The sequence below is a fragment of the Enterobacter sp. JH25 genome, from assembly GCF_021725435.1.
Taxonomy (GTDB): domain Bacteria; phylum Pseudomonadota; class Gammaproteobacteria; order Enterobacterales; family Enterobacteriaceae; genus Enterobacter; species Enterobacter intestinihominis.
This window is the reverse complement of sequence record NZ_CP091319.1, coordinates 4,130,652-4,157,492: the sequence shown is the minus strand read 5'-3', so window position 1 is coordinate 4,157,492 and position 26,841 is coordinate 4,130,652. Positions and strand designations below refer to the sequence as shown.

Here is a 26,841-nt window from a genome sequence, read left to right as displayed (position 1 = left end):
CCAGTTCACCACTGGCGCCGCGCTTACCAGGTCTGCAAAGAGGCTGCGATTTGTAGACCTGATAAAGCGTAAACAGGCTGATACGTCTCCGGATGAGATTTCCTGAAGCGATAATTACCGTTTAAAGGTCACCGCTTCCGGCTGCGTCAGATGCAGCGTTGTCTGGCTGGGTACCGTCTCGGCGATAACCCGCCCGTGACGAACAGAATAACGCGCAGGCGTCTGGCGACGAACCGCATCAAAGCCATTTTCGGCCGGTAAAACAACCAGGTTCGCAGAATTACCCACCTTCACGCCGTAGTCCTGCAGGTGGAGCGTTTTCGCGCTGTGGGTGGTGATCAGATTCAGCCCGTCGTTAATCTGCCCGTACCCCATCAGCTGGCAGACGTGTAAACCCATATGCAGCACCTGCAACATATTGGCGGTGCCCAGGGGATACCACGGATCGAAAACGTCATCATGCCCAAAGCAGACGTTGATCCCCGCCTCCAGCATCTCTTTCACGCGCGTTACGCCGCGGCGCTTAGGATAGGTGTCGAAACGGCCCTGAAGGTGGATGTTCACCAGCGGATTGGCGACGAAGTTGATGCCCGACATTTTCAGCAAACGAAACAGGCGGGACGCGTAGGCGCCATTATAGGAGTGCATCGCTGTGGTATGGCTGGCGGTAACGCGCGCGCCCATCCCGTCACGGTGCGCCAGCGCGGCGACGGTTTCCACGAAGCGCGACTGTTCATCATCGATTTCGTCGCAGTGTACGTCGATCAGCCTGTCGTACTTCTGCGCCAGTGCGAAGGTTTTGTGCAACGACTCCACACCATACTCGCGGGTAAATTCAAAGTGCGGAATTGCGCCAATAACGTCCGCCCCCATACGCACCGCCTCTTCCAGCAACGCTTCACCGTTGGGATAAGAAAGAATGCCCTCCTGGGGGAACGCCACGATTTGCAGATCGACCCACGGGGCGACCTCCTGCTTCACTTCCAGCATCGCTTTCAGCGCCGTCAGCGTGGGATCGGAGACGTCAACGTGAGTACGCACATGCTGAATGCCGTTGGCCATCTGCCACTTCAGCGTCTGCATTGCGCGGGTCTTAACATCTTCGTGGGTGAGCAGCGCCTTACGTTCAGCCCAGCGCTCAATCCCCTCGAATAAGGTACCAGACTGGTTCCAGCTCGGTTCACCAGCCGTTTGAGTGGTATCCAGATGGATATGCGGCTCAACGAAAGGGGGAATGATCAGCCCGCCTTCAGCATCAAGCACCTGGCCCACAGGTGACGATGCCGCGTCCTGCGGTTCAATACGGCTAAAGCGCCCGTTTTCAATTGCGATCTGCCATAACCCCTCTTGCCCCTGTAAACGGGCCTGACGAATGGTGAGGGTATTATTCTGCATGTGGAGCCTCCGGGGCGGTAGCAAAGGTACGTCTGACTAAGGGGGTTAACAGAAGGTAGCTGAATACGCCGCCGAGGACCGCATTCACCGGCACTATACCGGGAATAATATTCCCGGCAGCCACGCCGAGCGCGACCGAAAGAATGGCTACCCAGTTGACCGGCACAAAGGTAGCGCTATGGAAGCTGGCGTAGCGGCGGCGGTTGATCAGATAGTCGGCGATAATCACCCCACCGACGGGAGGGATCGCCGCCGACAGAAAGGTGAGCCAGCCGACAAAGTTATTGTACAGCCACAGCGCGCAGAGCGTGCCGATAATACCGTTAACCACCGACAGCGTGCGGCTGGAAAGGCCGGTCACGTTGGCAAAGCCCAGACCCGACGCATAGAGCGCGTTGTCGTTGGTTGTCCAGATGTTCAGGCCGAGAACGATAATGGCGGGCAGCAGTAGCCCCTGAGCGATCATCACGTCCGAGATATCCGCCTGTCCAACTGCCGCGGCGCCTGCCGCACCGAAGATAAACATCAGCGAGTTGCCAAGGAAAAACGCCACCATTGCCACCACCACGGCGCCTTTCGCGTTACGCCCAAAGCGGACGAAGTCGGCGGTCAGCGTTCCGGCGCTGATGAAGGAGCCGACGACCAGCGCCAGCGCGCCTGAAAAATTGAGCGGGGTCTGTGGCACCATCGCTTTAAAATGATCCAGCCCGCCCACGCCGTCCACCGCCAGCCAGACGGAGTAGCTACCGAGGATAACTATCGCGGGAACGGCGATGATCGAAAGAATCGTCAGCGCTGAGATACCAAAGAAGATGGTCATGGTCATCAACAGACCGGATACCGCGATCAGGATATTGACGTCGATGCCCGTGGCTTTACTCACCGGGATGGCAAACATCGCTACGCCGACGCCAAACCATCCTACCTGCGTACCGCCTAAAAGCATGGAGGGAAGCCAGGAACCTTTTATACCGAACGAGTAACGCGCAAGAAGATGGGTTGAGAGGCCGGTTTGTGCGCCAATGTAGCCAAGAAAAGCAGTGTAAATACCGAGGAGGAGATTGCCGAAGAGAACTGCGAGGAAGAAATCATTATAGGAAAGACCGGTACCGAGCGTACCTCCGGTCCACATACTGGCGGAAAAAAAGGTTAACCCTAACATCACAAAAGTGAGTGGAACCACGCCTTTCCGCGCCGCCAGAGGGACGGGGCCCTGGCTATAATTGTTATCTTGCGACACAACGCCTCCTTGAATTTTGGCCAAAAAATCCGCCGCATAATATACATTTTTTTCATGAAAGCAAACGTTTACGTCAGGATCTACGCTGCTTTTTTGCTTAAAAAGGTATCATTAACTTAAGGGCAGGCTACTGAAAACAGGCTCCCCAGCGTTCCGCTTTATGCTTCTGCCGGGGAGTCAGAGGGGCTTACACTTCCAGGAAGTTCATGATCCCGTCAGCCGCTTTACGGCCTTCGGCAATCGCCGTCACCACCAGGTCAGAGCCGCGAACGATGTCGCCACCGGCGAAGATTTTCGGGTTGCTGGTCTGGAACGCGTTGTCGCTGCCTTCCGGCGCAATTATGCGGCCCTGAGAGTCCAGCTCTACGCTGTGCTTCGCCAGCCACTCCATGCTGTGAGGACGGAAACCAAACGCCATCACCACGGCGTCAGCCGGGATCACGTGTTCAGAACCGGCCACGATCTCCGCGCGACGACGGCCTTTCGCATCCGGCGCGCCCATCTCCGTGCGCGCCATCTTCACGCCGCTCACTCTACCGTTGGCATTCACCTCAATACCCAGAGGCTGGATGTTGAACTGGAACTCCACGCCCTCTTCACGCGCGTTTTTCACTTCGCGCTTAGAGCCCGGCATGTTCTCTTCGTCACGACGGTAGGCGCAGATGACGTGCGCCGCGTTCTGACGAATGGAGGTACGCACGCAGTCCATCGCGGTATCACCGCCGCCCAGCACCACCACGCGTTTGCCTTCCATGCTGACGAACGGCTCATCGGCGGTCTCACCGTAGCCCATGATCTGCCTGGTGTTGGCAATCAGGAACGGCAGCGCGTCGTACACGCCCGGCGCATCTTCGTTCTCCAGGCCACCGCGCATGGACTGATAAGTACCCACGCCCAGGAACACGGCGTCGTAATCCTTCAGCAGGTCGTCGAGCTGCACGTCACTGCCCACTTCCACGTTCAGTTTGAACTCAATGCCCATGCCGGTGAAGATTTCGCGGCGGCGGGTCATCACCTCTTTCTCCAGCTTGAAGGCCGGGATACCGAAGGTCAGCAGGCCGCCAATCTCAGGGTGGCGATCAAAGACCACCGCCTTCACGCCGTTACGGGTCAGCACGTCCGCACAGGCCAGGCCTGCCGGGCCCGCGCCGATAATCGCCACGCGCTTGTCGGTTTGACGCACGCCGGTCATATCCGGACGCCAGCCCATTTCGAACGCTTTATCGTTGATATAACGTTCGATGTTGCCGATGGTCACCGCGCCAAACTCGTCGTTCAGCGTACAGGAGCCTTCACACAGACGATCCTGAGGGCACACGCGGCCGCACACTTCCGGCAGAGTGTTGGTCTGATGAGACAGCTCGGCGGCTTCAAAAATACGCCCTTCGTTGGCCAGCTTCAGCCAGTTCGGGATGTAGTTATGGACCGGACACTTCCATTCGCAGTAAGGGTTACCGCAGGACAGGCAGCGGTCTGCCTGTGCTTTGGCCTGGCCTTCTGAAAACGGCTCGTAGATTTCAACAAATTCAATTTTACGGATCTTCAGCGGTTTCTTTGGCGGATCAACACGCTGAAGGTCGATAAACTGGTAAACGTTCTGGCTCATCTGAATTCCTTACTGCGCCTGCACGCGCAGCTCTGCTGCGCTACGACTACGGTGACCCAACAGGGCTTTAACATCGCTGGACTTCGGCTTAACCAGCGCAAATTTCGCAGAGAACGCCGGCCAGTTGGCCAGGATCTCTTCGCCGCGCGAAGAACCGGTATGCTGCACGTGTTCGGTAATTAAGCCGCGCAGGTGTTCTTCGTGGATGGCCAGCGTATCAACGTCCAGCACTTCCACCAGTTCCGGGTTCACGCGTTTGCGGAACTCACCGTCTTCATCCAGGACGTAGGCAAAACCGCCCGTCATGCCCGCGCCAAAGTTCACGCCGGTTTTACCCAGGACGCACACAATTCCGCCCGTCATGTATTCACAGCCGTTATCGCCGATGCCTTCCACCACGGTGATGGCACCGGAGTTACGCACCGCAAAACGCTCGCCCGCACGGCCCGCGGCAAACAGACGACCGCCGGTTGCACCGTACAGACAGGTATTGCCGATGATGCTTGCTTCATGGCTGCGGAAGGCTGAACCAACCGGAGGACGCACCGCCAGCAGACCGCCCGCCATGCCTTTTCCGACGTAGTCGTTGGCATCACCGGTCAGGTATAACTCAACGCCGCCCGCGTTCCACACACCGAAGCTCTGACCCGCGGTACCGCTGAAGTGCGCGGTAATCGGATCCGACGCCAGGCCCTGGTCACCGTGCGTTTGCGCGATGTAACCGGAGAGGGATGCACCCACGGAACGATCGGTGTTGCGGATATCAAACCAGAACGTTTTGCTCTGCTTCTCATCCACGTACGGCTTCGCCTGTTGCAGCAGCTGCGCGTTCAGCACGCCGTTGTCGAACGGCGGGTTGTTCTCGGTGCAGTAAACCGCTTTGCCAGGATGCGGCTGAGCGGTTTCCAGCAGCTTAGACAGCTCCAGCTTCTGCTGCTTGGCCGTGAAGCCCTCAAGCTCTTTCAGCAGGTCGGTACGGCCAATCAGATCCACCAGACGCTTCACGCCCAGCTGCGCCATCAGCTCGCGGGTTTCACGGGCGATGAAGTCAAAGTAGTTAGTCACTTTGAACGGGAGGCCGTGATAGTGATTCTTACGCAGCTTTTCGTCCTGGGTAGCAACGCCCGTTGCGCAGTTGTTCAGGTGGCAAATACGCAGGTATTTACAGCCGAGCGCAACCATCGGGCCGGTACCGAAGCCGAAGCTTTCCGCACCCAGAATCGCCGCTTTGATGATGTCGAGGCCGGTTTTCAGCCCGCCGTCTACCTGCAAACGGATTTTGTGACGCAGGCCGTTGGCGACCAGCGCCTGCTGGGTTTCCACCAGACCAAGCTCCCACGGACAACCCGCGTATTTTACGGAGGAGAGCGGGCTTGCGCCGGTGCCGCCGTCGTAGCCGGCGATGGTGATCAGATCCGCATAGGCTTTCGCCACGCCGGTGGCGATGGTGCCAACGCCCGGCTCGGAAACCAGCTTCACGGAGATCATCGCTTTCGGGTTGACCTGTTTCAGGTCGAAAATCAGCTGCGCCAGATCCTCGATAGAGTAAATATCGTGGTGCGGCGGCGGGGAGATCAGCGTCACGCCCGGCACCGAGTAGCGAAGCTTAGCGATGTACGGGGTGACTTTATCACCCGGCAGCTGACCGCCTTCACCCGGTTTCGCACCCTGCGCGACCTTAATCTGGATCACGTCGGCGTTAACCAGGTACGCAGGCGTTACGCCGAAACGGCCGGACGCTACCTGCTTGATACGGGACACTTTATTGGTGCCGTAACGGGCAGGATCTTCACCGCCTTCGCCGGAGTTGGAGTTGCCGCCGATGCTGTTCATGGCTTCCGCCAGCGCTTCGTGGGCTTCCGGGCTCAGCGCGCCGATGGACATCGCCGCGGTATCGAAACGTTTGAACAGCTCAGATGCGGGTTCAACCTCGTCAATGCTGACCGCTTCCTCACCCGGATTGAGGGCAATGAGATCGCGCAGCGTCGCCGCCGGACGGTTGTTCACCAGCTCAGCATACTGCTGATAATCGCTGTACTCGCCGCTTTGCACCGCCTGTTGCAGTGTGCGCACCACGTCCGGGTTATAAGCGTGATACTCACCCCCGTGAACGTATTTCAGCAGACCGCCCTGTTCCAGCGGCTTACGTGCCAGCCAGGCGCGTTTCGACAGGTTCACCAGATCCTGCTGGAAGTCAGCAAAGCCTGCGCCACCAATACGGCTGATCACGCCCTGGAAGCAGAGGTTGGCAACGTCGTCATGCAGACCGACCGCTTCAAACAGCTTCGAGCAGCGGTAAGAGGCGATGGTCGAGATGCCCATTTTGGACATGATCTTGTACAGACCTTTGTTGATGCCGTTACGGTAGTTCAGCATCACAGCACGGTAGTCTTTATCGATCGCGCGGGTATCCACCAGGCGGGCCAGCGTTTCGTAGGCCAGATACGGGTAGATCGCCGTGGCGCCAAAGCCTAACAGCACCGCAAAGTGGTGCGGGTCGCGCGCGCTCGCAGTTTCAACGATGATGTTGGCATCGCAGCGCAGGCTCTTGTCCACCAGACGCGTCTGGATAGCCCCCACCGCCATGGGTGCAGGCACCGGCAGACGGTTTTTCGCGATGTTGCGGTCAGACAGCACCAGCAGAACGGTGCCGTTACGCACCATCTGTTCGGCTTTGTCGCACAGCGCGTTCACCGTCTCTTCGAGGCTCGTTTCGGTCACGTCGAAGGTGATATCGAGCGTGTCGGCGCGATAGTGCTCCTCGGTCATGGTGGTGAGCTGTTTGAAATCGGAGTACAGCAGGATCGGTGATTTAAAGGTCAGACGGTGCGCCTGGCCTTCGGCTTCACAGAATACGTTCATCTCACGGCCGATGCTGGTGGCCAGCGACATGACGTGGGCTTCGCGCAGCGGATCGATTGGCGGGTTGGTGACCTGCGCAAACTGCTGACGGAAATAGTCGTAAATAATGCGTGGCTGGCTGGAGAGCACAGCAAACGGGGTATCGTCACCCATTGAGCCGACCGCTTCCTGGCCGTTTTCGCCGAGCACGCGAATAACCGAGTCCAGCTCTTCCGCGCTGTAGTTAAACTGCTTCTGGAAGCTCGCGAGGGTGTCATCGTCCAGCTCGCGGCTACCCACTTCTTCGTCCGACAGATCTTCAAACGGCACCAGACGACGCACGTTTTTCTCCATCCACTCTTTGTACGGATGGCGGCTCTTCAGATCGTTGTCGGTTTCAGCAGAGTGCAGAATACGCCCACCGCGGGTGTCAATCACCATCAGCTCGCCCGGTCCGACGCGGCCTTTCTCGACCACTTCGTCTGGCTGGTAATCCCAGATACCCACTTCTGAGGCACAGGTGATGAGCTTGTCTTTGGTAATGACATAGCGCGCCGGACGCAGACCGTTACGGTCCAGGTTACAGGCGGCAAAACGTCCGTCGGACATAACGATGCCTGCCGGGCCATCCCACGGCTCCATGTGCATGGAGTTAAAGTCAAAGAACGCGCGCAGCTCAGGGTCCATATCCGGGTTGTTCTGCCAGGCCGGCGGTACAAGCAGACGCATGGCGCGTACGATATCCATACCGCCCGCCAGCAGCAGTTCCAGCATGTTATCCATTGAGCTGGAGTCCGAGCCGGTTTCGTTCACGAACGGCGCGGCATCGTGCAGGTCCGGGATCAGCGGGGTCTGGAACTTATAGGTACGGGCGCGGGCCCACTGGCGGTTACCGGTGATGGTGTTGATCTCACCGTTGTGCGCCAGGTAGCGGAACGGCTGAGCCAGCGGCCAGCGTGGAACGGTGTTGGTGGAGAAGCGCTGGTGGAACAGGCAAATGGCCGATTCCAGACGCAGATCCGCCAGGTCCAGGTAGAAGCGCGGCAGGTCAGCCGGCATGCACAGACCTTTATAGATGTTCACCAGGTTAGAGAGGCTACAGACGTAGAACTCTTTATCGTCCTGAAGACGTTTTTCAATGCGGCGGCGGGCAATAAACAGACGGCGTTCCATATCACGCGGACGCCAGCCCGCAGGCGCGTTGACGAAAATCTGTTCAATACGAGGCAGCGAGGAGAGGGCGATTTCACCGAGCACCCCTTCGTTGGTTGGCACATCGCGCCAGCCGACAATCGACAGGGTTTCACGCTGAAGTTCTTCTTCAACGATGCGGCGTGACGCGGCAGCTTTTTCAGGATCCTGATTCAGGAACAGCATACCGACAGCGTAGTTTTTAGCTAAACGCCAGCCGCGCTCTTCCGCCACGATGCGGAAGAAACGATCCGGTTTTTGCAGCAGCAGACCGCAACCGTCGCCGGTTTTACCATCGGCAAGGATGGCGCCACGGTGCTGCATACGGGCCAGTGCGTGAATAGCAGTACGCACTACCTTGTGGCTAGGTTCGCCTTCTATGTGGGCGATCAGGCCGAAACCACAGTTATCCTTCTCAAGGGATTTATCGTACAACATATCAGTGAACCTCCCCAGGCTCGTCGGGCTTCCCACTGAACTTTACCGTGGCGCACAGGCGCAGAAAGAGCATGGCGACGGGGTTAGCGTTTCATACGCGGACCTCGCATTCGCCCTCTTTTTCATCCTTTCGCGCAGGTAAACAAGTTTGAGGACTTGCTTCAGAGGGAATCTCAATTACTGCATAAATATGATGAGCAGGCCGCTCATCCAGAAAGCTTCCAGCGGATTTCCAACTTATCGGGAATTGGTACACAGGTCAAATGGCAATCTTATTTATACAAAAATGTGCTAAAGAGTGCTCATATTGTTGTTTTTATTGATTATTTCACTATTTTTACAACCACTTAAAGCGCCGGGAAGGTGCAGGGGAGTGTGATCTGACTCACTATATGAAAGCGGTATTATCAATGCAGCGTGCTGAAATGCAGATTTATAGCAGAATAATAATCTGGGGTGGCATTCAAACCCGCATAAAATCACTATTTTTCAGACCTGGCGCTATAAATGAAAAAAACCATCAGAACATAAGGAAAAGTAATTACGTGCAGGGTGAATGAAATCTCGGTAATCGTGATTATTTATTCAAATAGATAAAGGCCGTCCAGGGCGATTGATCCAGGTCATCGCCGACAGAGGCTAAAAATGGCAGGCTTGTCCCCTTTCTTCGGGACGGTCTATCAGATTATGCAGTTACAGAAATTAGTCAATATGTTTGGTGGGGATCTTTTGCAGCGCTACGGACAAAAGGTTCACAAACTGACGCTGCACGGCGGCTTTAGCTGTCCGAACCGCGATGGCACCATCGGGCGTGGTGGCTGCACCTTCTGTAACGTGGCCTCGTTTGCTGATGAAGCTCAACAGCATAAATCTATCGCTGAACAACTCGCCCATCAGGCGAGTCTGGTGAACCGCGCGAAGCAATATCTGGCCTATTTCCAGGCCTACACCAGCACGTGGGCGGAGGTGCAGGTGCTGCGCGCTATGTATCAACAGGCGGTTGCTCAAGCGAACATTGTCGGGCTGTGCGTGGGGACGCGTCCGGACTGCGTGCCGGACGCCGTGCTGGATTTACTTAGCGAGTACAAAGAGAAGGGCTACGAGATCTGGCTGGAGCTGGGCTTGCAGACCGCGCACGACAAAACCCTGCACCGTATCAATCGCGGGCATGATTTTGCCTGCTACCAGCGCACCACGCGTCTCGCCCGCGAGCGTGGTTTAAAAGTCTGCTCGCATCTGATTGTCGGCTTGCCGGGAGAAGGGCAGCAGCATGGCCTTGAAACGCTGGAAAAAGTTGTTGAGACCGGCGTGGACGGCATTAAGCTGCACCCGCTGCATATCGTTACGGGAAGCATTATGGCGAAAGCCTGGGAAGCGGGGCGGTTAAGTGGCATCGAACTCGACGACTATACGGTGACGGCGGGGGAGATGATTCGCCACACGCCGCCGGAGATTGTTTACCACCGCATCTCGGCAAGCGCCCGCCGCCCAACGCTTCTGGCACCGCTCTGGTGTGAGAACCGCTGGACGGGGATGCTGGAAATCGACCGCTATCTACAGGAGAACGGCGTACAGGGGTCGGCGCTTGGCCGCCCGTGGGTTCCACCGCTACCGGCGACGGCCGCCTAACAGACTTCCCAGCATGCCGCGCACTATCTGGTTGGTAATCTGACGCGTCGCGCTTTTTGCCATGGTCTGCACCACGCCATCGCGTTTGCCGCCGCGCGGCCCGGTGCTGCCGAACAGAATATCTTTCAGCCCGCCGAGAATGCCGTCGTCCACGGCTACAGATTGCCCTTTGGCGGCAGGCGCATTCTGCGATTCGGCAGTCGCCTGCACCCCTTTTTGTAGCATCTCGAACGCGGATTCGCGATCCACCTCGTCTTCATACTTCCCGTACACCGGGGAGTGGTTGATCAGGCCGTTGCGTTCATCGTCCGTTACTGGCCCCATGCGCGAGCAGGGCGCAATCACCATCGCGCGCTCGACAACTGTCGGGCTGCCTTTTGCATCGAGGAACGAAATCAGCGCTTCACCGGTGCCCAGCGCCTGAATGGCGGTTTCGGTATCAAAGGCCGGATTGGCACGCATGGTTTGCGCCGCGGCTTTCACCGCTTTTTGATCTTTCGGCGTAAAGGCGCGCAGGGCGTGCTGCACGCGGTTACCCAGTTGCCCCAGTACGTTGTCCGGAATATCCGACGGGTTTTGCGACACAAACCAGACCCCGACGCCTTTGGAGCGGATCAGGCGGATAACCTGTTCAATTTTATCCAGCAACACCTGCGGCGCGTCGTTAAACAACAGGTGCGCTTCGTCAAAGAAGAACACCAGTTTGGGTTTTTCCAGATCGCCTGCTTCCGGCAGTTGTTCGTAGAGTTCAGAGAGCATCCACAGCAGGCTGGCGGCGTAGAGCTTCGGCATCTGGTAGAGCTTCTCTGCGCTCAGAATGTTGATGATGCCTTTGCCGCTGCTGTCGGTGCGCATCCAGTCTTTGATATCCAGCATTGGCTCGCCGAAGAAATGCTCGGCGCCCTGTTGCTCCAGCGTCAGGAGCCCGCGTTGAATGGCGCCCACCGAGGCGCTGCTGATATTGCCGTACTGGTTCTGGAAGGATTTGGCGTTATCGCCAATGTACTGGGTGATGGCGCGCAGATCTTTGAAGTCGAGCAGCAGTAAGCCCTGATCGTCGGCGATACGGAAAATAATGTTCAGCACCCCGGACTGCACGTCGTTAAGATTAAGCAGACGGGCCAGCAGCAAAGGGCCGAGGTCGGAGACGGTGGCGCGCACCGGATGCCCTTTTTCGCCGAAGATATCCCAGACCACCACTGGATTACCGTGCGGCGTCCAGTCCGTGATGCCGATATTTTTCAGGCGCTCGAGCAGTTTTTCTGACGCCGTGCCTTCCTGAGCCACCCCGGTTAAATCGCCCTTCACGTCAGCCATAAAAACCGGCACGCCAGCCTCGGACAACGACTCAGCCAGCTTTTGCAGGGTGACGGTTTTTCCCGTCCCGGTCGCGCCGGTGATCAGGCCATGACGGTTCGCCATCGCGGGCAGTAAAAACAGCTCTTTTTCCAGCGTCCTGGCGATTAACAATGGTGTACTCATGATGCACGTCCTCTCGTAGTCCTGGGTGGAGTATAGGCAACCTGACGGCAAAATGTCTGCGTAAATTCCTCACTTTGCGGCGCATTATCCAGTGCGGACTATGCTTTTGCATACGGTAAACAAAATTTTGGGAAACTATGTCCAGATTCTTTTTTAACGACCGCAAACAGCTTGTCAACGATGCCATTGAAGGCATACTTCTCTCCGCGCCGCACGGTAATCTCGTCAAACTGGATATCGATCCGGCCATCCGCGTGGTGGCACGCGGCGACTGGGATAAAAGCCGCGTGGCGGTGATCTCCGGTGGCGGCTCCGGCCATGAACCGGCACATGCCGGGTTCGTCGGTAAAGGCATGCTTACCGCAGCGGTGTGTGGCGATTTGTTCGCCTCCCCAAGCGTGGATGCGGTCCTCAATGCCATTGTGGCGGTGACGGGCGATCGTGGCTGCCTGCTGATTGTGAAAAACTACACCGGCGACCGGCTTAACTTTGGCCTGGCGGCGGAAAAAGCCAAACGCTACGGCCTGAAGGTGGAGATGGTTATCGTCGCGGATGATATTGCCCTGCCGGATAACAAGCAGCCGCGTGGTATCGCGGGAACGGCGCTGGTGCATAAGATTGCGGGATATGCGGCAGAGCAGGGGAAATCGCTAAACGACGTGCGGGATATAGCGCAACAGGCCTGCGATAACCTCTGGAGCCTGGGCGTGGCGATGCAAACGTGCAACCTGCCGGGCAGCGATGATGAAGAGGGGCGCATAAAACAAGGCCATGTCGAGCTGGGTTTGGGCATTCACGGCGAGCCGGGGGCATCGGTGGTGGATACGCAAAACAGCAAAGCCATTATCGACACGCTGGTGACGCCGTTACGCGCGCAGGCGGGGGACGGGCGCTTTGCGGTGCTGATCAACAACCTCGGCGGCGTGTCAGCGCTGGAGATGGCTCTGCTCACCAAAGAGCTGGCGCATTCGGCGCTGAAAGAGAACATAGCGTATCTGATTGGCCCGGCGCCGCTGGTGAGTGCGCTGGATATGAAAGGGTTTTCTCTGACGCTGCTGAAGCTCAACGATTTCTTCGAGAAGGCGATTCACGCCGAGGTCGAGACGCTGGGCTGGCAGAAGCCCGTCGCGTTCGCGCCCCTGCGTACCGTCCCCCATAGCGCCCTTCGTGACCGCGTGGAATATACCCCATCGGACAATCCGCAGGTGAGCGAGGCCGTCGCTTCGGTAACGAAGACATTGATCCAGCTGGAAAACCGCCTCAACGCGCTGGATGCCAAAGTAGGCGATGGCGATACGGGCTCCACCTTTGCGCAAGGGGCGCGGGATATTGCGCAGCGACTTGAGGAGAACAACCTGCCCCTTAACGACGTGCCGACATTACTCCTGCTGGTGGGGGAGCGGCTGGCTACGGTAATGGGCGGGTCGAGCGGGGTGCTGACGTCGATCTTCTTCACGGCGGCAGGACAAAAGCTTCACGATGGACAGCCGCTACCAGAAGCATTGTTGAGCGGACTGGCGCAGATGAAGCAGTATGGCGGTGCAGATCTTGGGGATCGCACGCTGATCGACGCCCTGCAACCGGCGCTGGAGGCGTTAAGGGATAGCGATCTGCGGACGGCGGCGCAGGCTGCGCAGCAGGGCGCCGAAGCAACGGCAAAAATGGCGAAAGCCGGCGCGGGACGCTCGTCGTATGTCAATAAAGAGAACCTGGATGGGGTGATGGATCCGGGAGCGGTCGCGGTAGCGGAAGTATTTAACGTATTGGCGCAGCAGTGAAAGTAGGCCGGGTCAGGCGAAGCCGCCACCCGGCAAACTCACATCAGAAATCCGCTTTCAACACTACGCGGTAGCGGGCTTTACCGTCGCGCACGTGCTGGATTGCTTCGTTGATTTTTGACATCGGATACAGTTCGGTGGTCGGCGCCACTTTTGTGCGTCCGGCAAACTTCATCAGCTTGCGTAACTCATATGGCGTGCCGGTAGCAGATCCGGATACGCTGCGATCGCCGCCGATCAGGGTAAACGCCGGAACCGGCAGCGGCTTCATCACCGCACCCACGGTGTGGAAGTTACCGCCGTAGGCCAGGGCCTCAAAGTACGGCTGCCAGTCGAGATCGACGTTGACGGTGTTGATGATCAGGTCAAACTGGCCTGCCAGGGCTGTGAGCGCCTCGGGATCGCGACTGTTCACCACTTTATCCGCACCCATCGCCAGCACTTCCTGCTCTTTCGCCGGGTTAGAGCTGAACGCCGTCACTTCACAGCCCATCGCGTGCAGCAGTTTGATGGCAATATGCCCCAGCCCGCCAATACCGATCACGCCCACGCGGCTGGTGGCAGTTACGTGATGCATCAGCAGCGGTTTAAATACGGTGATACCGCCACACAGCAGCGGACCTGCTGATTCAATATCAATGCTGTCCGGCAGCGGGATAACCCATTGCCAGTCGGCGCGTAGTTTATCGGCGAAACCACCCTTGTTCAGGATGGTCGGCGTAGCGCCCTCAAGGCAGTTGATCTGGTTACCGCTAATACAGGCGTCGCAGTGGCCGCAGCTGCGTGCCGTCCAGCCGATACCCACGCGCTGGCCCACTTTCAGCCCTTTGTCCTGCGCGGCGCTGCCGAGCGCCACGACGCGGCCAATGACTTCGTGCCCGGCAACCAGCGGATAGCTGGAAAAGCCCCATTCATTGTCGATCATCGAGAGGTCTGAATGGCAGATCCCGCAGTAATCCACCTGTACTTCGACGTCTTCCGCTTTTAGTTCGCCCGCATCGTACTCGTACAGCTCAAGTTCTGCACCCGCCTGCGGTGCGGCGTAGCTTTTTATCTTCGACATCGCGTTTCCCCTGTTTTGGTGTGAACTGTGAGTGTAGAGCATTCAGTTTACAGACGCTTAACAGAAGACGGCAGGAACAAAACTTACAGACTTTTCAGCATCCTGACTTCGCAGTCCACGTGGCCCGTGCAGCCCAGTGGGGCATCGATATGCTCAAAGCCCAGATGCTCATACAGGCCAATGGCCTCTTTAAGGAAAGCGGTGGTTTCAAGGTAGCAACGTTTAAAGCCCTGTGAGCGTGCATGTTCCAGGGCGACCAGCGCCAGCTTTTTCGCCAGGCCTTGTCCGCGTATCGTTGGCAGGAAATACATTTTCTGGAGTTCACAGATATCCGGCTCGCTGCAGAGCAGGGGGGCAATGCCGCCGCCGCCCACGACCTGGCCGTCCTGCTCGATGACCCAATAGGCATGGCCCGGCTGGTTGTACAGCTGAAAAAGTTCGTCCAGATTGGGATCGGCCACGGTGTAGCCTTTGTCGGCGGTCAGGCCATATTCGGCCGATACCGTGCGGATAACGGCGGCGATAGCCGGGTTGTCCTGCTCAGTGATCCGACGCATTGTCGTCGCGACGGGGGTAATCACGCTCATAGCATTACTCATGACAAAAATTGACACACAACCGCTGTTAATAGCACCGCAGAAAGGGGAGTGCAAGCGAGGAGTTTTCAGGAAGGATACCCCTTACGCCCTGAAGCGTAAGGGGTAAAAGCATTACAGGGCTGCGATAACCGCCTGCTGCTCGATCAGTTTGGTCTTCGCATCGGCGAAGGCAACCAGACGCTCACGCTCTTTGGCGATGACCGCTTCCGGCGCGCGGGCCACAAAGCCTTCGTTCGCCAGTTTGCTTTCGATTTTGCCGATTTCCACGTCGACTTTCGCCACTTCTTTCGCCAGACGAGCCAGCTCAGCGTCTTTGTCGATCAGGCCCGCCATCGGGATCAACAGCTCCGCGCCATCGATAATTTTGGTGACGGAAACCGGACCTTTATCATCGGCAGGCAGCACGGTGATGCTTTCCAGACGCGCCATGGTTTTCAGGAAGGTGTTGTTCTCGGTGACGCGACGAACGGCAGCTTCGCTGCAACCGCGCAGCAGCAGCTCCAGTGGTTTACCCGGAGCGATATTCATTTCTGCACGAATGTTACGTACCGCAACGATCGCCTGTTTCAGCCACTCGGTATCCGCAGACGCGGCTTCATCCACTTTCGCGGCATCGAATGCCGGGAACGGCTGGAGCATGATGGTATCGGCGTTAATACCGGCAATCACCTTCACGCGCTGCCAGATGGTTTCGGTGATGAACGGAATGATCGGGTGCGCAAGGCGCAGCAGACCTTCCAGGACGGTAATCAGCGTATTACGCGTACCGCGCAGCTCCGCCTCAGTGCCGCCGTTCATGACCGGCTTCGCCAGCTCCAGATACCAGTCACAGAACTGGTTCCAGGTGAATTCGTACAGGATGCCTGCCGCGATGTCGAAGCGGTAGCTGTCCAGCGCGTCGCGGAACGATTTCACCGTCTGGTTAAATTCCGCCAGGATCCAGCGGTCTGCCAGAGACAGGGTCATTTCGCCGCCGTTAAAGCCGCAATCCTGATCTTCGGTGTTCATCAGCACGAAGCGGCTGGCGTTCCACAGCTTGTTACAGAAGTTACGGTAACCTTCGAGACGCTTCATATCCCAGTTGATGTCACGACCGGTGGAGGCCAGCGCCGCCAGGGTGAAGCGCAGGGCGTCGGTACCGTGAGATTCGATCCCGTTCGGGAACTGCTTCTCGGTACGCTTGCGGATTTTCTCCGCCAGCTGCGGCTGCATCATGTTGCCGGTACGTTTTTCCAGCAGCTCTTCCAGAGAGATACCATCAACCATGTCCAGCGGGTCGATAACGTTACCCTTGGATTTGGACATCTTCTGGCCTTCGTCGTCGCGGATCAGGCCGGTCATGTAGACGGTATGGAACGGAACCTGCGGCTTGCCATCTTCGTCTTTGATGAAGTGCATGGTCATCATGATCATGCGGGCGATCCAGAAGAAGATGATGTCGAAGCCGGAGACCATCACGCTGGTAGGATGGAACTGACGCAGCGCGTCGGTGTTTTCAGGCCAGCCGAGGGTAGAGAAGGTCCACAGCGCGGAGGAGAACCAGGTATCCAGCACGTCTTCGTCCTGGCGCAGGGCCACGTCAGCGCTCAGGTTGTTTTCCTGACGCACTTCCTCTTCGGTGCGGCCAACGTAGACGTTGCCTTCATTGTCGTACCACGCCGGGATACGGTGACCCCACCACAGCTGACGGGAGATACACCAGTCCTGAATATCGCGCATCCAGGAGAAGTACATGTTTTCGTACTGCTTCGGCACGAACTGAATGCTGCCGTTCTCAACCGCTTCCACAGCCGGTTTCGCCAGCACGTCGGCACGCACGTACCACTGATCGGTCAGCATTGGCTCGATAACTACGCCGCCACGGTCGCCGTACGGCACGGTCAGATCGTGAGGTTTAATCTCTTCCAGCAGGCCGAGCGCGTCAACGGCGGCTACGACGGCTTTACGCGCGGCAAAGCGCTCCAGCTTCTGGAACTCAGCCGGGATGTCGCTGGAATAAACGTCGGATTCGTTGCCTTTGGTGTCGTACACTTCTGCGCTTTCGCGGATATCGCCGTCGAAGGTCAGAATGTTGATCATCGGAAGTTGATGGCGACGACCGACTTCATAGTCGTTAAAGTCATGCGCCGGGGTGATTTTCACGCAGCCGGTGCCTTTTTCCATGTCGGCGTGTTCGTCGCCCACAATCGGAATACGGCGGTTCACCAGCGGCAGCACCACAAATTTGCCGATCAGATCTTTATAGCGCGGATCTTCCGGGTTAACGGCCACGCCGGTATCGCCCAGCAGGGTTTCCGGACGGGTGGTCGCCACCACCAGGTAATCTTTACCGTCTGCGGTTTTTGCACCGTCGGCCAGCGGATAGCGGATGTGCCACATGGAGCCTTTAGACTCGCGGTTTTCCACTTCCAGGTCAGAGATGGCGGTACGCAGTTTCGGGTCCCAGTTGACCAGGCGTTTGCCACGGTAAATCAGGTCTTCTTTGTACAGGCGCACGAAGACTTCTTTCACGGCGTTGGACAGGCCTTCGTCCATGGTGAAGCGCTCACGCTCCCAGTCCACGGAGTTGCCGAGACGGCGCATCTGACGGGTAATAGTGCCGCCGGATTCCGCTTTCCACTGCCAGATTTTGTCGATAAACGCGTCGCGACCGTAGTCGTGGCGGGTTTTACCCTCTTCAGCGGCAATTTTACGCTCAACCACCATCTGGGTCGCGATACCCGCGTGGTCAGTCCCCGCCTGCCACAGGGTGTTTTTACCCTGCATACGCTGGTAGCGGATCATGGTATCCATGATGGTCTGCTGGAAAGCATGCCCCATATGCAAACTGCCGGTGACGTTCGGCGGCGGGATCATGATGCAGAAGGACTCTTTGCTTTCGTCGCCGTTAGGCTTGAAATAGCCCTGCTGTTCCCAGTGCTCGTAAAGCGGCTGTTCGATATCGCGTGGGTTATATGTCTTTTCCATTATTTCCAGGTTGCCGTATTCAGGTTAAAACCGGCCAGGCGGTACGCTTTGTAGCGTTCGCGCGCCAGCTGTTTCAAAGATTCTTCGTAAGGGACAAAGTCTACCACTTCTGTGAAAGCGGTGGCAAAATCTGCAAAGTCTGTCCGCAGGCTAATGAGAATGTCGCGCGCGCTGCTGTTGCGTTTTTGCGGCCAGGCAATCTCCACCGGTGCCCCGCCGCGTGGACCTTCGCCCGACAGGTTATGCGGAACAAAACTCTCCGGCGGGCGCGCCCATAGCGCTTCATCCAGACGAATCGCCTGCTGCTCATCTTCACAGGCAATCAGGACGCGTTTACCTGCGCGCCAACGTTCTGCGGCAATTTCACACACCAGTTGTTCAACGGCGCTGAGGCCATCCTGATGGGTGTCATTGTCCAGAAGGTAGAACGTTGCATTCTTCATATATGGGGTTTCTTGTCGTGGATTTAAATGCAAAGCCGGGTGGCGCTACGCTTACCCGGCCTACGGTTGAGTGACGTTGTAGGCCGGGTAAGGCGAAGCCGCCACCCGGCGTTTTTCATCACTCGTCGCCGTTAAAACCCGCGCGATTGAGCAGGAACTGCGACAGCAGGGCCACCGGACGTCCGGTCGCGCCTTTGGCTTTACCGGAGCGCCATGCGGTCCCCGCGATGTCCAGGTGCGCCCAGTTGTACTTGCGGGTGAAGCGCGCCAGGAAGCAGCCTGCGGTAATTGCGCCGCCAGGACGGCCACCAATGTTCGCCATGTCCGCGAAGTTAGACTCCAGCTGTTCCTGGAACTCGTCCCCCAGCGGCAGACGCCATGCGCGGTCGCCAGCCTGCTCGGACGCGCCGATCAGCTCATGCGCCAGCGGATTGTGGTTCGACATCAGGCCGGTGATGTGATGCCCCAGCGCAATCACGCAGGCGCCGGTCAGGGTAGCTACGTCGATAACCGCTTCAGGTTCGAAACGCTCAACGTAGGTCAGCACGTCGCACAGCACCAGACGGCCTTCGGCGTCGGTGTTCAGCACTTCAACGGTCTGGCCGGACATGGTAGTCAGCACATCACCCGGGCGATAAGCGCGGCCGCCAGGCATGTTTTCGCAGCCCGCCAGCACGCCGATCACGTTGATGGGCAACTGAAGTTCCGCGACCATGCGCATGACGCCGTAAACCGCCGCCGCGCCACACATGTCGTACTTCATCTCATCCATGCCTTCTGAAGGCTTGATGGAGATACCGCCGGAGTCGAAGGTCAGCCCTTTGCCAACGAGCACGATCGGACGCGCGTCTTCAGACGGATTGCCTTTGTATTCGATGACCGACATCAGGGATTCGTTCTGGGAGCCGTTACCGACCGCCAGATAAGAGTGCATCCCCAGCTCTTTCATCTGCTGTTCGCCGATAACGCGGGTGATGACGTTCTTGCTGTAGGCGTCAGCCAGCTGGCGCGCCTGTGACGCCAGGTACGCGGCGTTACAGATGTTTGGCGGCATATTGCCAAGATCTTTTGCCGCTTTAATACCGGCAGCAATCGCCAGACCGTGCTGAATGGCGCGCTCGCCGCTGGTCAGCTCGCGACGGGTCGGCACGTTAAAGACCATTTTACGCAGCGGGCGACGCGGCTCGCTTTTGGTGGTCTTCAACTGATCAAAGCTGTAGAGGCTCTCTTTTGCGGTTTCGACGGCCTGGCGTACTTTCCAGTACGTGTTGCGGCCCTTAACGTGCAGCTCCGTGAGGAAGCAGACGGCTTCCATCGAACCAGTATCATTCAGTGTATTAATGGTTTTCTGAATAACCTGCTTGTACTGGCGCTCATCAAGCTCACGTTCTTTACCGCAGCCAATCAGCAGAATACGCTCGGACAGGACGTTTGGAACGTGGTGCAGCAACAGGGTCTGCCCTGGTTTGCCTTCCAGTTCGCCACGGCGCAGCAGGGCGCTGATATAGCCGTCGCTGATTTTATCGAGTTGCTCGGCGATCGGGGAGAGTCGGCGTGGTTCAAAGACGCCCACAACGATGCAGGCACTCCGCTGTTTCTCCGGGCTACCGCTTTTTACACTGAACTCCATGCACTACGCTCCTGAATCTTAAAGACAACGGCGGCGGCTACGGATAGAATTGAAACCTTTCGTAACTCATGTCCGCCGTTGTGGTGACTTCGTGTTAATCTTACGTTACTACGGTTTCGACACGTCAATAAATGTCATGAAGCGCGAATCCGCCGGGTTTTTTAATCTTAGCGATGATTTCGACGACTCAAGAGAATAAATGACGTTTAAGCCATGAAACAAGCTAAATTCCTGCATAAGACGAGTTTTAACGGGCGTATTTAAAGTGATAATCATAAGATATCTGGTTCGGGAGACGCTGAAGAGCCAACTGGCGATCCTCTTTATCCTCCTTCTGATCTTTTTCTGTCAGAAGCTGGTCAGGATCCTCGGCGCGGCAGTTGATGGCGAAATCCCAACGAATCTGGTGCTTTCCCTGCTCGGGCTTGGCGTGCCGGAAATGGCGCAGCTTATCCTGCCGTTAAGCCTGTTCCTTGGTCTGCTGATGACCCTGGGTAAGCTCTATACCGAAAGTGAAATCACCGTGATGCATGCCTGCGGCCTCAGTAAGGCCGTATTGGTAAAGGCAGCCATGGTGCTGGCGCTGTTTACGGGCATTGTTGCCGCGGTTAACGTCATGTGGGCGGGGCCGACCTCGTCCCGTCATCAGGATGAGGTGCTGGCGGAAGCAAAAGCTAACCCGGGGCTGGCGGCGCTGGCGCAGGGGCAGTTCCAGCAGGCGACCGACGGTAACTCCGTGCTGTTTATCGAAAGCGTCGATGGCAGCCGCTTCAATGACGTGTTTCTTGCTCAACTGCGCCCGAAAGGTAACGCTCGCCCTTCTGTGGTAGTGGCGGATTCCGGTCAGCTGGCGCAGCGTAAAGACGGCTCTCAGGTTGTCACGCTGAACAAAGGAACGCGTTTCGAAGGCACGGCTATGCTGCGTGACTTCCGTATCACCGATTTCCAGAACTACCAGGCCATCATTGGTCATCAGGCCGTCGCGCTCGATCCAACGGATACTGAGCAGATGGATATGCGCACCTTAATGAATACTGATACCGATCGTGCGCGTGCTGAACTGCACTGGCGTATCACGCTGGTATTCACCGTATTTATGATGGCGCTGATGGTAGTGCCGCTGAGCGTGGTAAACCCGCGCCAGGGCCGCGTGCTGTCGATGCTGCCAGCGATGCTGCTGTATCTGGTGTTCTTCCTGCTGCAAACCTCAATCAAGTCTAACGGCGGGAAAGGAAAAATTGACCCGATGATCTGGACCTGGGTCGTGAATGGTTTGTATCTGCTGCTGGCAGTCGGACTCAACTTGTGGGACACGGTGCCTGTGCGTCGTCTTCGTGCCCGGTTTACGCGTAAAGGAGCCATCTAATGCAGGCGTTTGGCGTACTTGACCGCTATATCGGTAAAACAATTTTTACCACCATCATGATGACCCTTTTCATGCTGGTGTCGCTCTCGGGCATTATCAAATTTGTCGACCAGCTGAAAAAAGCCGGGCAGGGGAGTTACGACGCGTTGGGCGCCGGGATGTACACCCTGCTCAGCGTACCAAAAGATGTGCAGATCTTCTTCCCGATGGCGGCCCTGCTGGGTGCGCTGCTGGGCCTGGGGATGCTGGCTCAGCGTAGCGAACTGGTGGTGATGCAGGCATCGGGCTTTACCCGTATGCAGGTTGCGCTGTCGGTGATGAAAACCGCGATCCCGCTGGTGCTGCTGACCATGGCGATCGGCGAATGGGTCGCGCCGCAGGGCGAACAGATGGCGCGTAACTACCGTGCTCAGGCGATGTACGGCGGTTCTCTGCTCTCCACGCAGCAGGGATTATGGGCGAAAGATGGCCAGAACTTCGTCTATATCGAACGCGTGAAAGGGGATGACGAGCTGGGTGGCGTGAGTATCTATGCTTTCAATAACGATCGTCGTTTGCAGTCAGTGCGTTATGCCGCCTCTGCTAAATTTGATGCAAACAACAAGCTGTGGCGGTTATCCCAGGTTGATGAATCTGACCTGACTAACCCGAAACAGATCACCGGTTCGCAGACCGTTAGCGGTACCTGGAAAACCGACCTGACGCCGGACAAGCTTGGCGTCGTGGCGCTTGATCCCGATGCGCTCTCCATCAGCGGTCTGCATAACTACGTGAAGTATCTGAAATCGAGCGGGCAGGATGCGGGGCGTTACCAGCTCAACATGTGGAGCAAAATCTTCCAGCCGCTGTCCGTGGCGGTGATGATGCTGATGGCGCTGTCGTTCATCTTTGGACCGCTACGTAGCGTGCCGATGGGGGTTCGCGTGGTAACCGGTATCAGCTTTGGCTTCGTGTTCTACGTCCTCGATCAGATTTTTGGTCCGCTGACGCTGGTGTATGGCATTCCGCCAATTATCGGCGCGCTGTTGCCGAGCGCCAGTTTCTTCCTGATCAGCCTCTGGATGCTGCTAAAACGCTCCTGATAAACCTTCTTCCTCGCTCCCGCTTGCCCGGGGGCGAGGCTAATCTCCTGTTTCACCCCGCACTTTTTCTCACAACCTTCAACGCCTCGCCGTGAATTTGAGTATTATTGAGCGATAAAGTCGTGAAGGGATCCTCTATGAAGCAAATTCGAATGCTGGCCCAGTACTACGTCGACCTGATGATGAAGCTCGGGCTGGTGCGTTTTTCCATGCTGCTGGCGCTGGCGCTGGTCGTTCTGGCCATCGTCGTGCAAATGGCCGTGACCATGGTTCTGCATGGTCAGGTCGAGAGCATCGACGTGATCCGCTCTATTTTCTTTGGCCTGCTGATCACCCCATGGGCGGTCTATTTCCTCTCCGTGGTGGTTGAGCAGCTGGAAGAGTCCCGACAGCGTTTATCGAAACTGGTGGATAAGCTGGAAGAGATGCGCGAGCGCGATCTTAAACTCAACGTTCAGCTCAAGGACAACATTGCCCAGCTGAATCAGGAAATTTCAGACCGTGAGAAGGCGGAAGCCGAGCGTCAGACCACGCTGGAGCAGCTGAAAATTGAGATGAAAGAGCGTGAGGTCACGCAGATCCAGCTTGAACAGCAATCCTCTTTCCTGCGCTCGTTCCTCGATGCGTCGCCGGATCTGGTGTTCTACCGTAATGAAGATAAAGAGTTCTCCGGCTGTAACCGGGCCATGGAACTGTTGACCGGGAAAAGCGAAAAGCAGTTGATACACCTGAAACCTCAGGATGTCTATTCCGAAGAGGCGGCGGCAAAAGTGATGGAGACGGATGAAAAGGTCTTCCGCCATAACGTCTCGTTGACCTATGAGCAGTGGCTGGATTATCCCGACGGGCGCAAAGCCTGCTTTGAAATCCGCAAAGTGCCTTATTACGATCGGGTGGGCAAACGTCATGGTCTGATGGGCTTTGGCCGTGATATCACCGAGCGTAAGCGATATCAGGATGCGCTGGAGCGCGCCAGTCGTGACAAGACCACCTTCATCTCCACCATCAGCCATGAGCTTCGTACGCCGCTAAACGGTATCGTGGGGCTGAGCCGTATTCTGCTGGATACCGACTTGACCAGCGAGCAGGAAAAATACCTCAAAACGATCCACGTTTCGGCGGTCACGCTGGGCAATATCTTCAATGATATTATCGACATGGATAAGATGGAGCGCCGTAAGGTTCAGCTCGACAACCAGCCGGTTGATTTTACCGGCTTCCTCGCGGACCTGGAGAACCTGTCAGGTTTGCAGGCCCAGCAGAAAGGATTGAGCTTCGTGATGGAACCGACGCTGCCGCTGCCGCATAAAGTGGTGACGGACGGCACGCGTCTGCGTCAGATCCTGTGGAATCTCATCAGCAACGCCGTGAAGTTTACCCAGAAGGGACAGGTTGCGGTGCGCATTCGCTATGATGAGGGGGACATGCTGCACTTTGAAGTTGAGGACTCGGGTATCGGCATTCCTCAGGATGAGCAGGATAAGATCTTCGCCATGTATTATCAGGTTAAAGACAGCCACGGCGGTAAACCGGCGACCGGCACGGGCATTGGCCTGGCGGTGTCGAAACGTCTGGCGAAAAGTATGGGTGGGGATATCACCGTTGCCAGCCAGCCGGGTAAAGGCTCCACCTTTACGCTTACCGTCCACGCCCCTGCTGTTGCTGAAGAAGTGGAAGATACGTTTGAGAACGACGATATGCCGCTTCCAGTCCTGCACGTCCTGCTGGTTGAAGATATTGAGCTGAACGTCATTGTCGCCCGGTCGGTACTGGAAAAACTCGGTAACAGCGTGGATGTCGCGATGACCGGCAAAGCCGCGCTGGAGATGTTCACGCCGGGCGAGTACGACCTGGTGCTGCTCGATATTCAGCTACCGGACATGACCGGGCTGGATATCTCCCGCGAGCTGACGCACAAATATGCTCCTGACGAGCTGCCGCCGCTGGTTGCGTTGACCGCAAACGTGTTGAAAGATAAAAAAGAGTACCTCGAGGCCGGTATGGACGATGTGCTCAGCAAGCCGCTGGCAGTACCTGCCCTGACGGCGATGATCAAGAAGTTCTGGGATACCTGTGATGAAGAGGAGAGCACCATGACGTCTGTTGATAGCGCTAAAACCCAAACGATACTGGATACCGCCATGCTGGAGCAGTATATCGATCTGGTGGGACCCAAACTGATCACCGATGGCCTGGCCGTGTTCGAAAAAATGATGCCGGGCTATCTGAACGTGCTCGAATCCAACCTGACGGCGCGTGACCAGAAGGGCATCGTCGAGGAGGGACATAAAATCAAAGGCGCAGCTGGTTCAGTCGGGTTACGCCATCTCCAGCAACTGGGCCAACAGATTCAGTCGCCTGATTTACCTGCCTGGGAAGATAACGTAGGTGATTGGGTTGAAGAGATGAAACAAGAGTGGCAAAACGATGTTGCAGTGCTGAAAGCCTGGGTAGAATCCCGAAAAAAATGACCCCGGCTATACCGGGGTGCGCGAATACTGCGCCAACACCAGGGAAATCGTGGCTGCGCCTGATTTTTATGGGTTGTTTTCGCATGGACGCCGCCTGAAAATTAAGGCCGCACGCAGATAAGATAGCAAATCTTAAACAGTTTGTTACATGAATCAGTGAAATGTGTGAAGCATAGCGTTTTAATCAGAATTTTTAATGTGCTTCAGCGAGTTGCATAGAAGGATCGTCAGAATGAAGAAAGTGGGTGTCGTGCTGAGCGGATGTGGCGTTTACGATGGTTCAGAGATACATGAAACCGTGTTAACGCTGCTGGCATTATCGCGCCAGGGGGCCGACGTTATCTGCTTCGCTCCGGATAAAACGCAGGCAGACGTGGTTAATCATCTTACCGGCGAGCCAATGGCGGAAAGCCGTAACGTGCTGATTGAAGCGGCGCGTATTGTGCGCGGGGATATTCATCCGCTGGTACAGGCCGATGCGGCTGAGCTAGATGCGCTCATCGTGCCGGGCGGCTTTGGCGCGGCGAAAAACCTGAGCACGTTTGCAACGCAAGGCGCGGCGTGCCATGTCGATCCCGATTTGAAAGCGCTATCGCTGGCGATGCATGCGGCAGGTAAGCCGCAGGGCTTTATCTGCATTGCGCCAGCCATGCTGCCGAAAATTTTTGATTTCCCGCTGCGGCTCACGATCGGAACCGACATTGATACTGCTGAAATTGTCGAAGATATGGGCGGCGAACACGTGCCATGTCCGGTAGACGACATTGTAGTGGATGAGGACAATAAAATCGTCACCACGCCGGCGTATATGCTGGCGCAGAACATTGCCGAGGCTGCTGCAGGCATTGAAAAGCTGGTGGACAGAGTGCTGGTTCTTACCGAATGAGCCGTAAATTATCCCCTGGCGGGTGGTTAAAACGGATCCTGCTGCGTATTGTGCTGGTCCTGGCCGTTTTTTGGGGCGGAGGCATTGCGCTGTTCAGCATCCTGCCCGTCCCGTTCTCGGCCGTGATGGCAGAGCGGCAGATTAGCGCCTGGCTCTCGGGTGATTTTGGCTATGTTGCCCACTCAGACTGGGTCGGCATGGATGAAATCTCCCCGTGGATGGGGCTGGCGGTCATTGCGGCAGAAGATCAGAAATTCCCGGAGCACTGGGGTTTTGACGTGGCGGCTATCGAGAAGGCGCTGGATCATAATGAACGTCATGAAAACCGCGTCCGCGGTGCGTCGACGCTTTCTCAGCAGACGGTAAAAAATCTGTTCTTATGGGACGGTCGCAGCTGGGTGAGAAAAGGGCTGGAGGCCGGGCTGACGCTGGGCGTCGAGACGGTGTGGAGCAAAAAACGCATTTTGACCGTCTACCTGAATATCGCGGAGTTTGGTGACGGCGTGTTTGGCGTCGAATCGGCATCGCAGCGCTATTTTGGCAAGCCCGCCAGCAGGCTGACTATGTCCGAAGCGGCACTGCTTGCCGCCGTGCTGCCGAACCCGCTGCGTTTTAAGGCCAGCGCGCCGTCAGGCTACGTGCGAAGCCGCCAGGCGTGGATTATGCGCCAGATGCGTCAGCTGGGTGGGGAAGGGTTTATGGAGCGAAATAATCTTATGTAAAGCGGGTAAGCG

Annotated in this window: 17 protein-coding genes; 7 read left to right on the top strand and 10 right to left on the bottom strand. The window is 56.9% G+C overall.

The annotated features are described in order from the left end of the window. Window positions 1–114 precede the first annotated feature (114 nt). The 4 genes from L2Y28_RS19975 to gltB all read right to left on the bottom strand — a co-directional run bounded on the left by L2Y28_RS19975 (window position 115) and on the right by gltB (window position 8,711). Window positions 115–1,395: a cytosine deaminase gene (locus tag L2Y28_RS19975; RefSeq protein ID WP_022649545.1), complete on the bottom strand. Its 1,281-nt coding sequence runs from the start codon at window positions 1,393–1,395 to the stop codon at window positions 115–117. After that, window positions 1,385–2,635 carry a cytosine permease gene (gene codB, locus L2Y28_RS19970; protein WP_022649544.1) on the bottom strand — a complete coding sequence of 417 codons (1,251 nt, stop codon included), beginning with the start codon at window positions 2,633–2,635 and terminating at the stop codon, window positions 1,385–1,387. Before codB ends, L2Y28_RS19975 begins: the two co-directional genes overlap by 11 nt. 187 nt (window positions 2,636–2,822) lie before the next feature. After that, window positions 2,823–4,241 (bottom strand): glutamate synthase small subunit, encoded by a 1,419-nt coding sequence (locus L2Y28_RS19965; RefSeq protein WP_022649543.1) that lies wholly within the window; start codon window positions 4,239–4,241, stop codon window positions 2,823–2,825. Between the two features lie 9 nt (window positions 4,242–4,250). Further along, window positions 4,251–8,711: a glutamate synthase large subunit gene (gene gltB, locus L2Y28_RS19960; RefSeq protein WP_022649542.1), complete on the bottom strand. Its 4,461-nt coding sequence runs from the start codon at window positions 8,709–8,711 to the stop codon at window positions 4,251–4,253. Window positions 8,712–9,398: 687 nt separating this feature from the next. Here gltB and L2Y28_RS19955 point away from each other — a divergent pair. Continuing rightward, window positions 9,399–10,340, top strand: a complete 942-nt coding sequence (locus L2Y28_RS19955; RefSeq protein WP_096147825.1) for a TIGR01212 family radical SAM protein — start codon at window positions 9,399–9,401, stop codon at window positions 10,338–10,340. Here L2Y28_RS19955 and L2Y28_RS19950 read toward each other — a convergent pair. Continuing rightward, window positions 10,320–11,822 (bottom strand): helicase HerA-like C-terminal domain-containing protein, encoded by a 1,503-nt coding sequence (locus L2Y28_RS19950; RefSeq protein ID WP_022649540.1) that lies wholly within the window; start codon window positions 11,820–11,822, stop codon window positions 10,320–10,322. The two genes, L2Y28_RS19955 and L2Y28_RS19950, sit on opposite strands and share 21 nt — an antisense overlap. Window positions 11,823–11,959: 137 nt before the next feature. On the opposite strand from L2Y28_RS19950, the gene L2Y28_RS19945 reads away from it, so the two are divergent. After that, window positions 11,960–13,600 (top strand): dihydroxyacetone kinase subunit DhaK, encoded by a 1,641-nt coding sequence (locus tag L2Y28_RS19945; protein WP_022649539.1) that lies wholly within the window; start codon window positions 11,960–11,962, stop codon window positions 13,598–13,600. Window positions 13,601–13,643: 43 nt separating this feature from the next. Here L2Y28_RS19945 and L2Y28_RS19940 read toward each other — a convergent pair whose 3' ends face one another. From L2Y28_RS19940 to pepA, 5 genes are all read right to left on the bottom strand, one after another. Continuing rightward, complete coding sequence (locus L2Y28_RS19940; RefSeq protein ID WP_022649538.1) at window positions 13,644–14,663, bottom strand: NAD(P)-dependent alcohol dehydrogenase; 1,020 nt, start codon at window positions 14,661–14,663, stop codon at window positions 13,644–13,646. An 83-nt stretch (window positions 14,664–14,746) separates the two neighbouring features. Beyond that, window positions 14,747–15,250 carry a GNAT family N-acetyltransferase gene (locus L2Y28_RS19935; protein ID WP_022649537.1) on the bottom strand — a complete coding sequence of 168 codons (504 nt, stop codon included), beginning with the start codon at window positions 15,248–15,250 and terminating at the stop codon, window positions 14,747–14,749. Between the two features lie 123 nt (window positions 15,251–15,373). Next, window positions 15,374–18,229: a valine--tRNA ligase gene (locus L2Y28_RS19930; protein WP_022649536.1), complete on the bottom strand. Its 2,856-nt coding sequence runs from the start codon at window positions 18,227–18,229 to the stop codon at window positions 15,374–15,376. Next, a complete protein-coding gene (holC, locus tag L2Y28_RS19925) occupies window positions 18,229–18,672 on the bottom strand; it encodes a DNA polymerase III subunit chi (RefSeq protein WP_003861884.1) in 444 nt (147 codons plus the stop codon). Before holC ends, L2Y28_RS19930 begins: the two co-directional genes overlap by 1 nt. A gap of 118 nt (window positions 18,673–18,790) precedes the next feature. Further along, entirely contained in the window at window positions 18,791–20,302 is a 1,512-nt protein-coding gene (gene pepA, locus L2Y28_RS19920; protein ID WP_003861882.1) for a leucyl aminopeptidase, read from the bottom strand. A 265-nt stretch (window positions 20,303–20,567) separates the two neighbouring features. Here pepA and lptF point away from each other — a divergent pair, with 265 nt between their 5' ends. From lptF to mtgA, 5 genes are all read left to right on the top strand, one after another. Next, window positions 20,568–21,668 (top strand): LPS export ABC transporter permease LptF, encoded by a 1,101-nt coding sequence (gene lptF / locus L2Y28_RS19915; protein WP_023307066.1) that lies wholly within the window; start codon window positions 20,568–20,570, stop codon window positions 21,666–21,668. Continuing rightward, entirely contained in the window at window positions 21,668–22,750 is a 1,083-nt protein-coding gene (lptG, locus tag L2Y28_RS19910) for an LPS export ABC transporter permease LptG (protein ID WP_022649534.1), read from the top strand. The genes lptF and lptG overlap by 1 nt, the downstream gene beginning before the upstream one ends. 137 nt (window positions 22,751–22,887) lie before the next feature. Next, complete coding sequence (gene arcB / locus L2Y28_RS19905) at window positions 22,888–25,221, top strand: aerobic respiration two-component sensor histidine kinase ArcB (RefSeq protein ID WP_022649533.1); 2,334 nt, start codon at window positions 22,888–22,890, stop codon at window positions 25,219–25,221. 232 nt (window positions 25,222–25,453) lie between these two features. Beyond that, on the top strand, window positions 25,454–26,107 hold the full coding sequence (gene elbB / locus L2Y28_RS19900; RefSeq protein ID WP_022649532.1) for an isoprenoid biosynthesis glyoxalase ElbB: 654 nt from the start codon (window positions 25,454–25,456) through the stop codon (window positions 26,105–26,107). After that, complete coding sequence (gene mtgA, locus L2Y28_RS19895; RefSeq protein ID WP_022649531.1) at window positions 26,104–26,829, top strand: monofunctional biosynthetic peptidoglycan transglycosylase; 726 nt, start codon at window positions 26,104–26,106, stop codon at window positions 26,827–26,829. Before elbB ends, mtgA begins: the two co-directional genes overlap by 4 nt. Window positions 26,830–26,841: the final 12 nt, after the last annotated feature.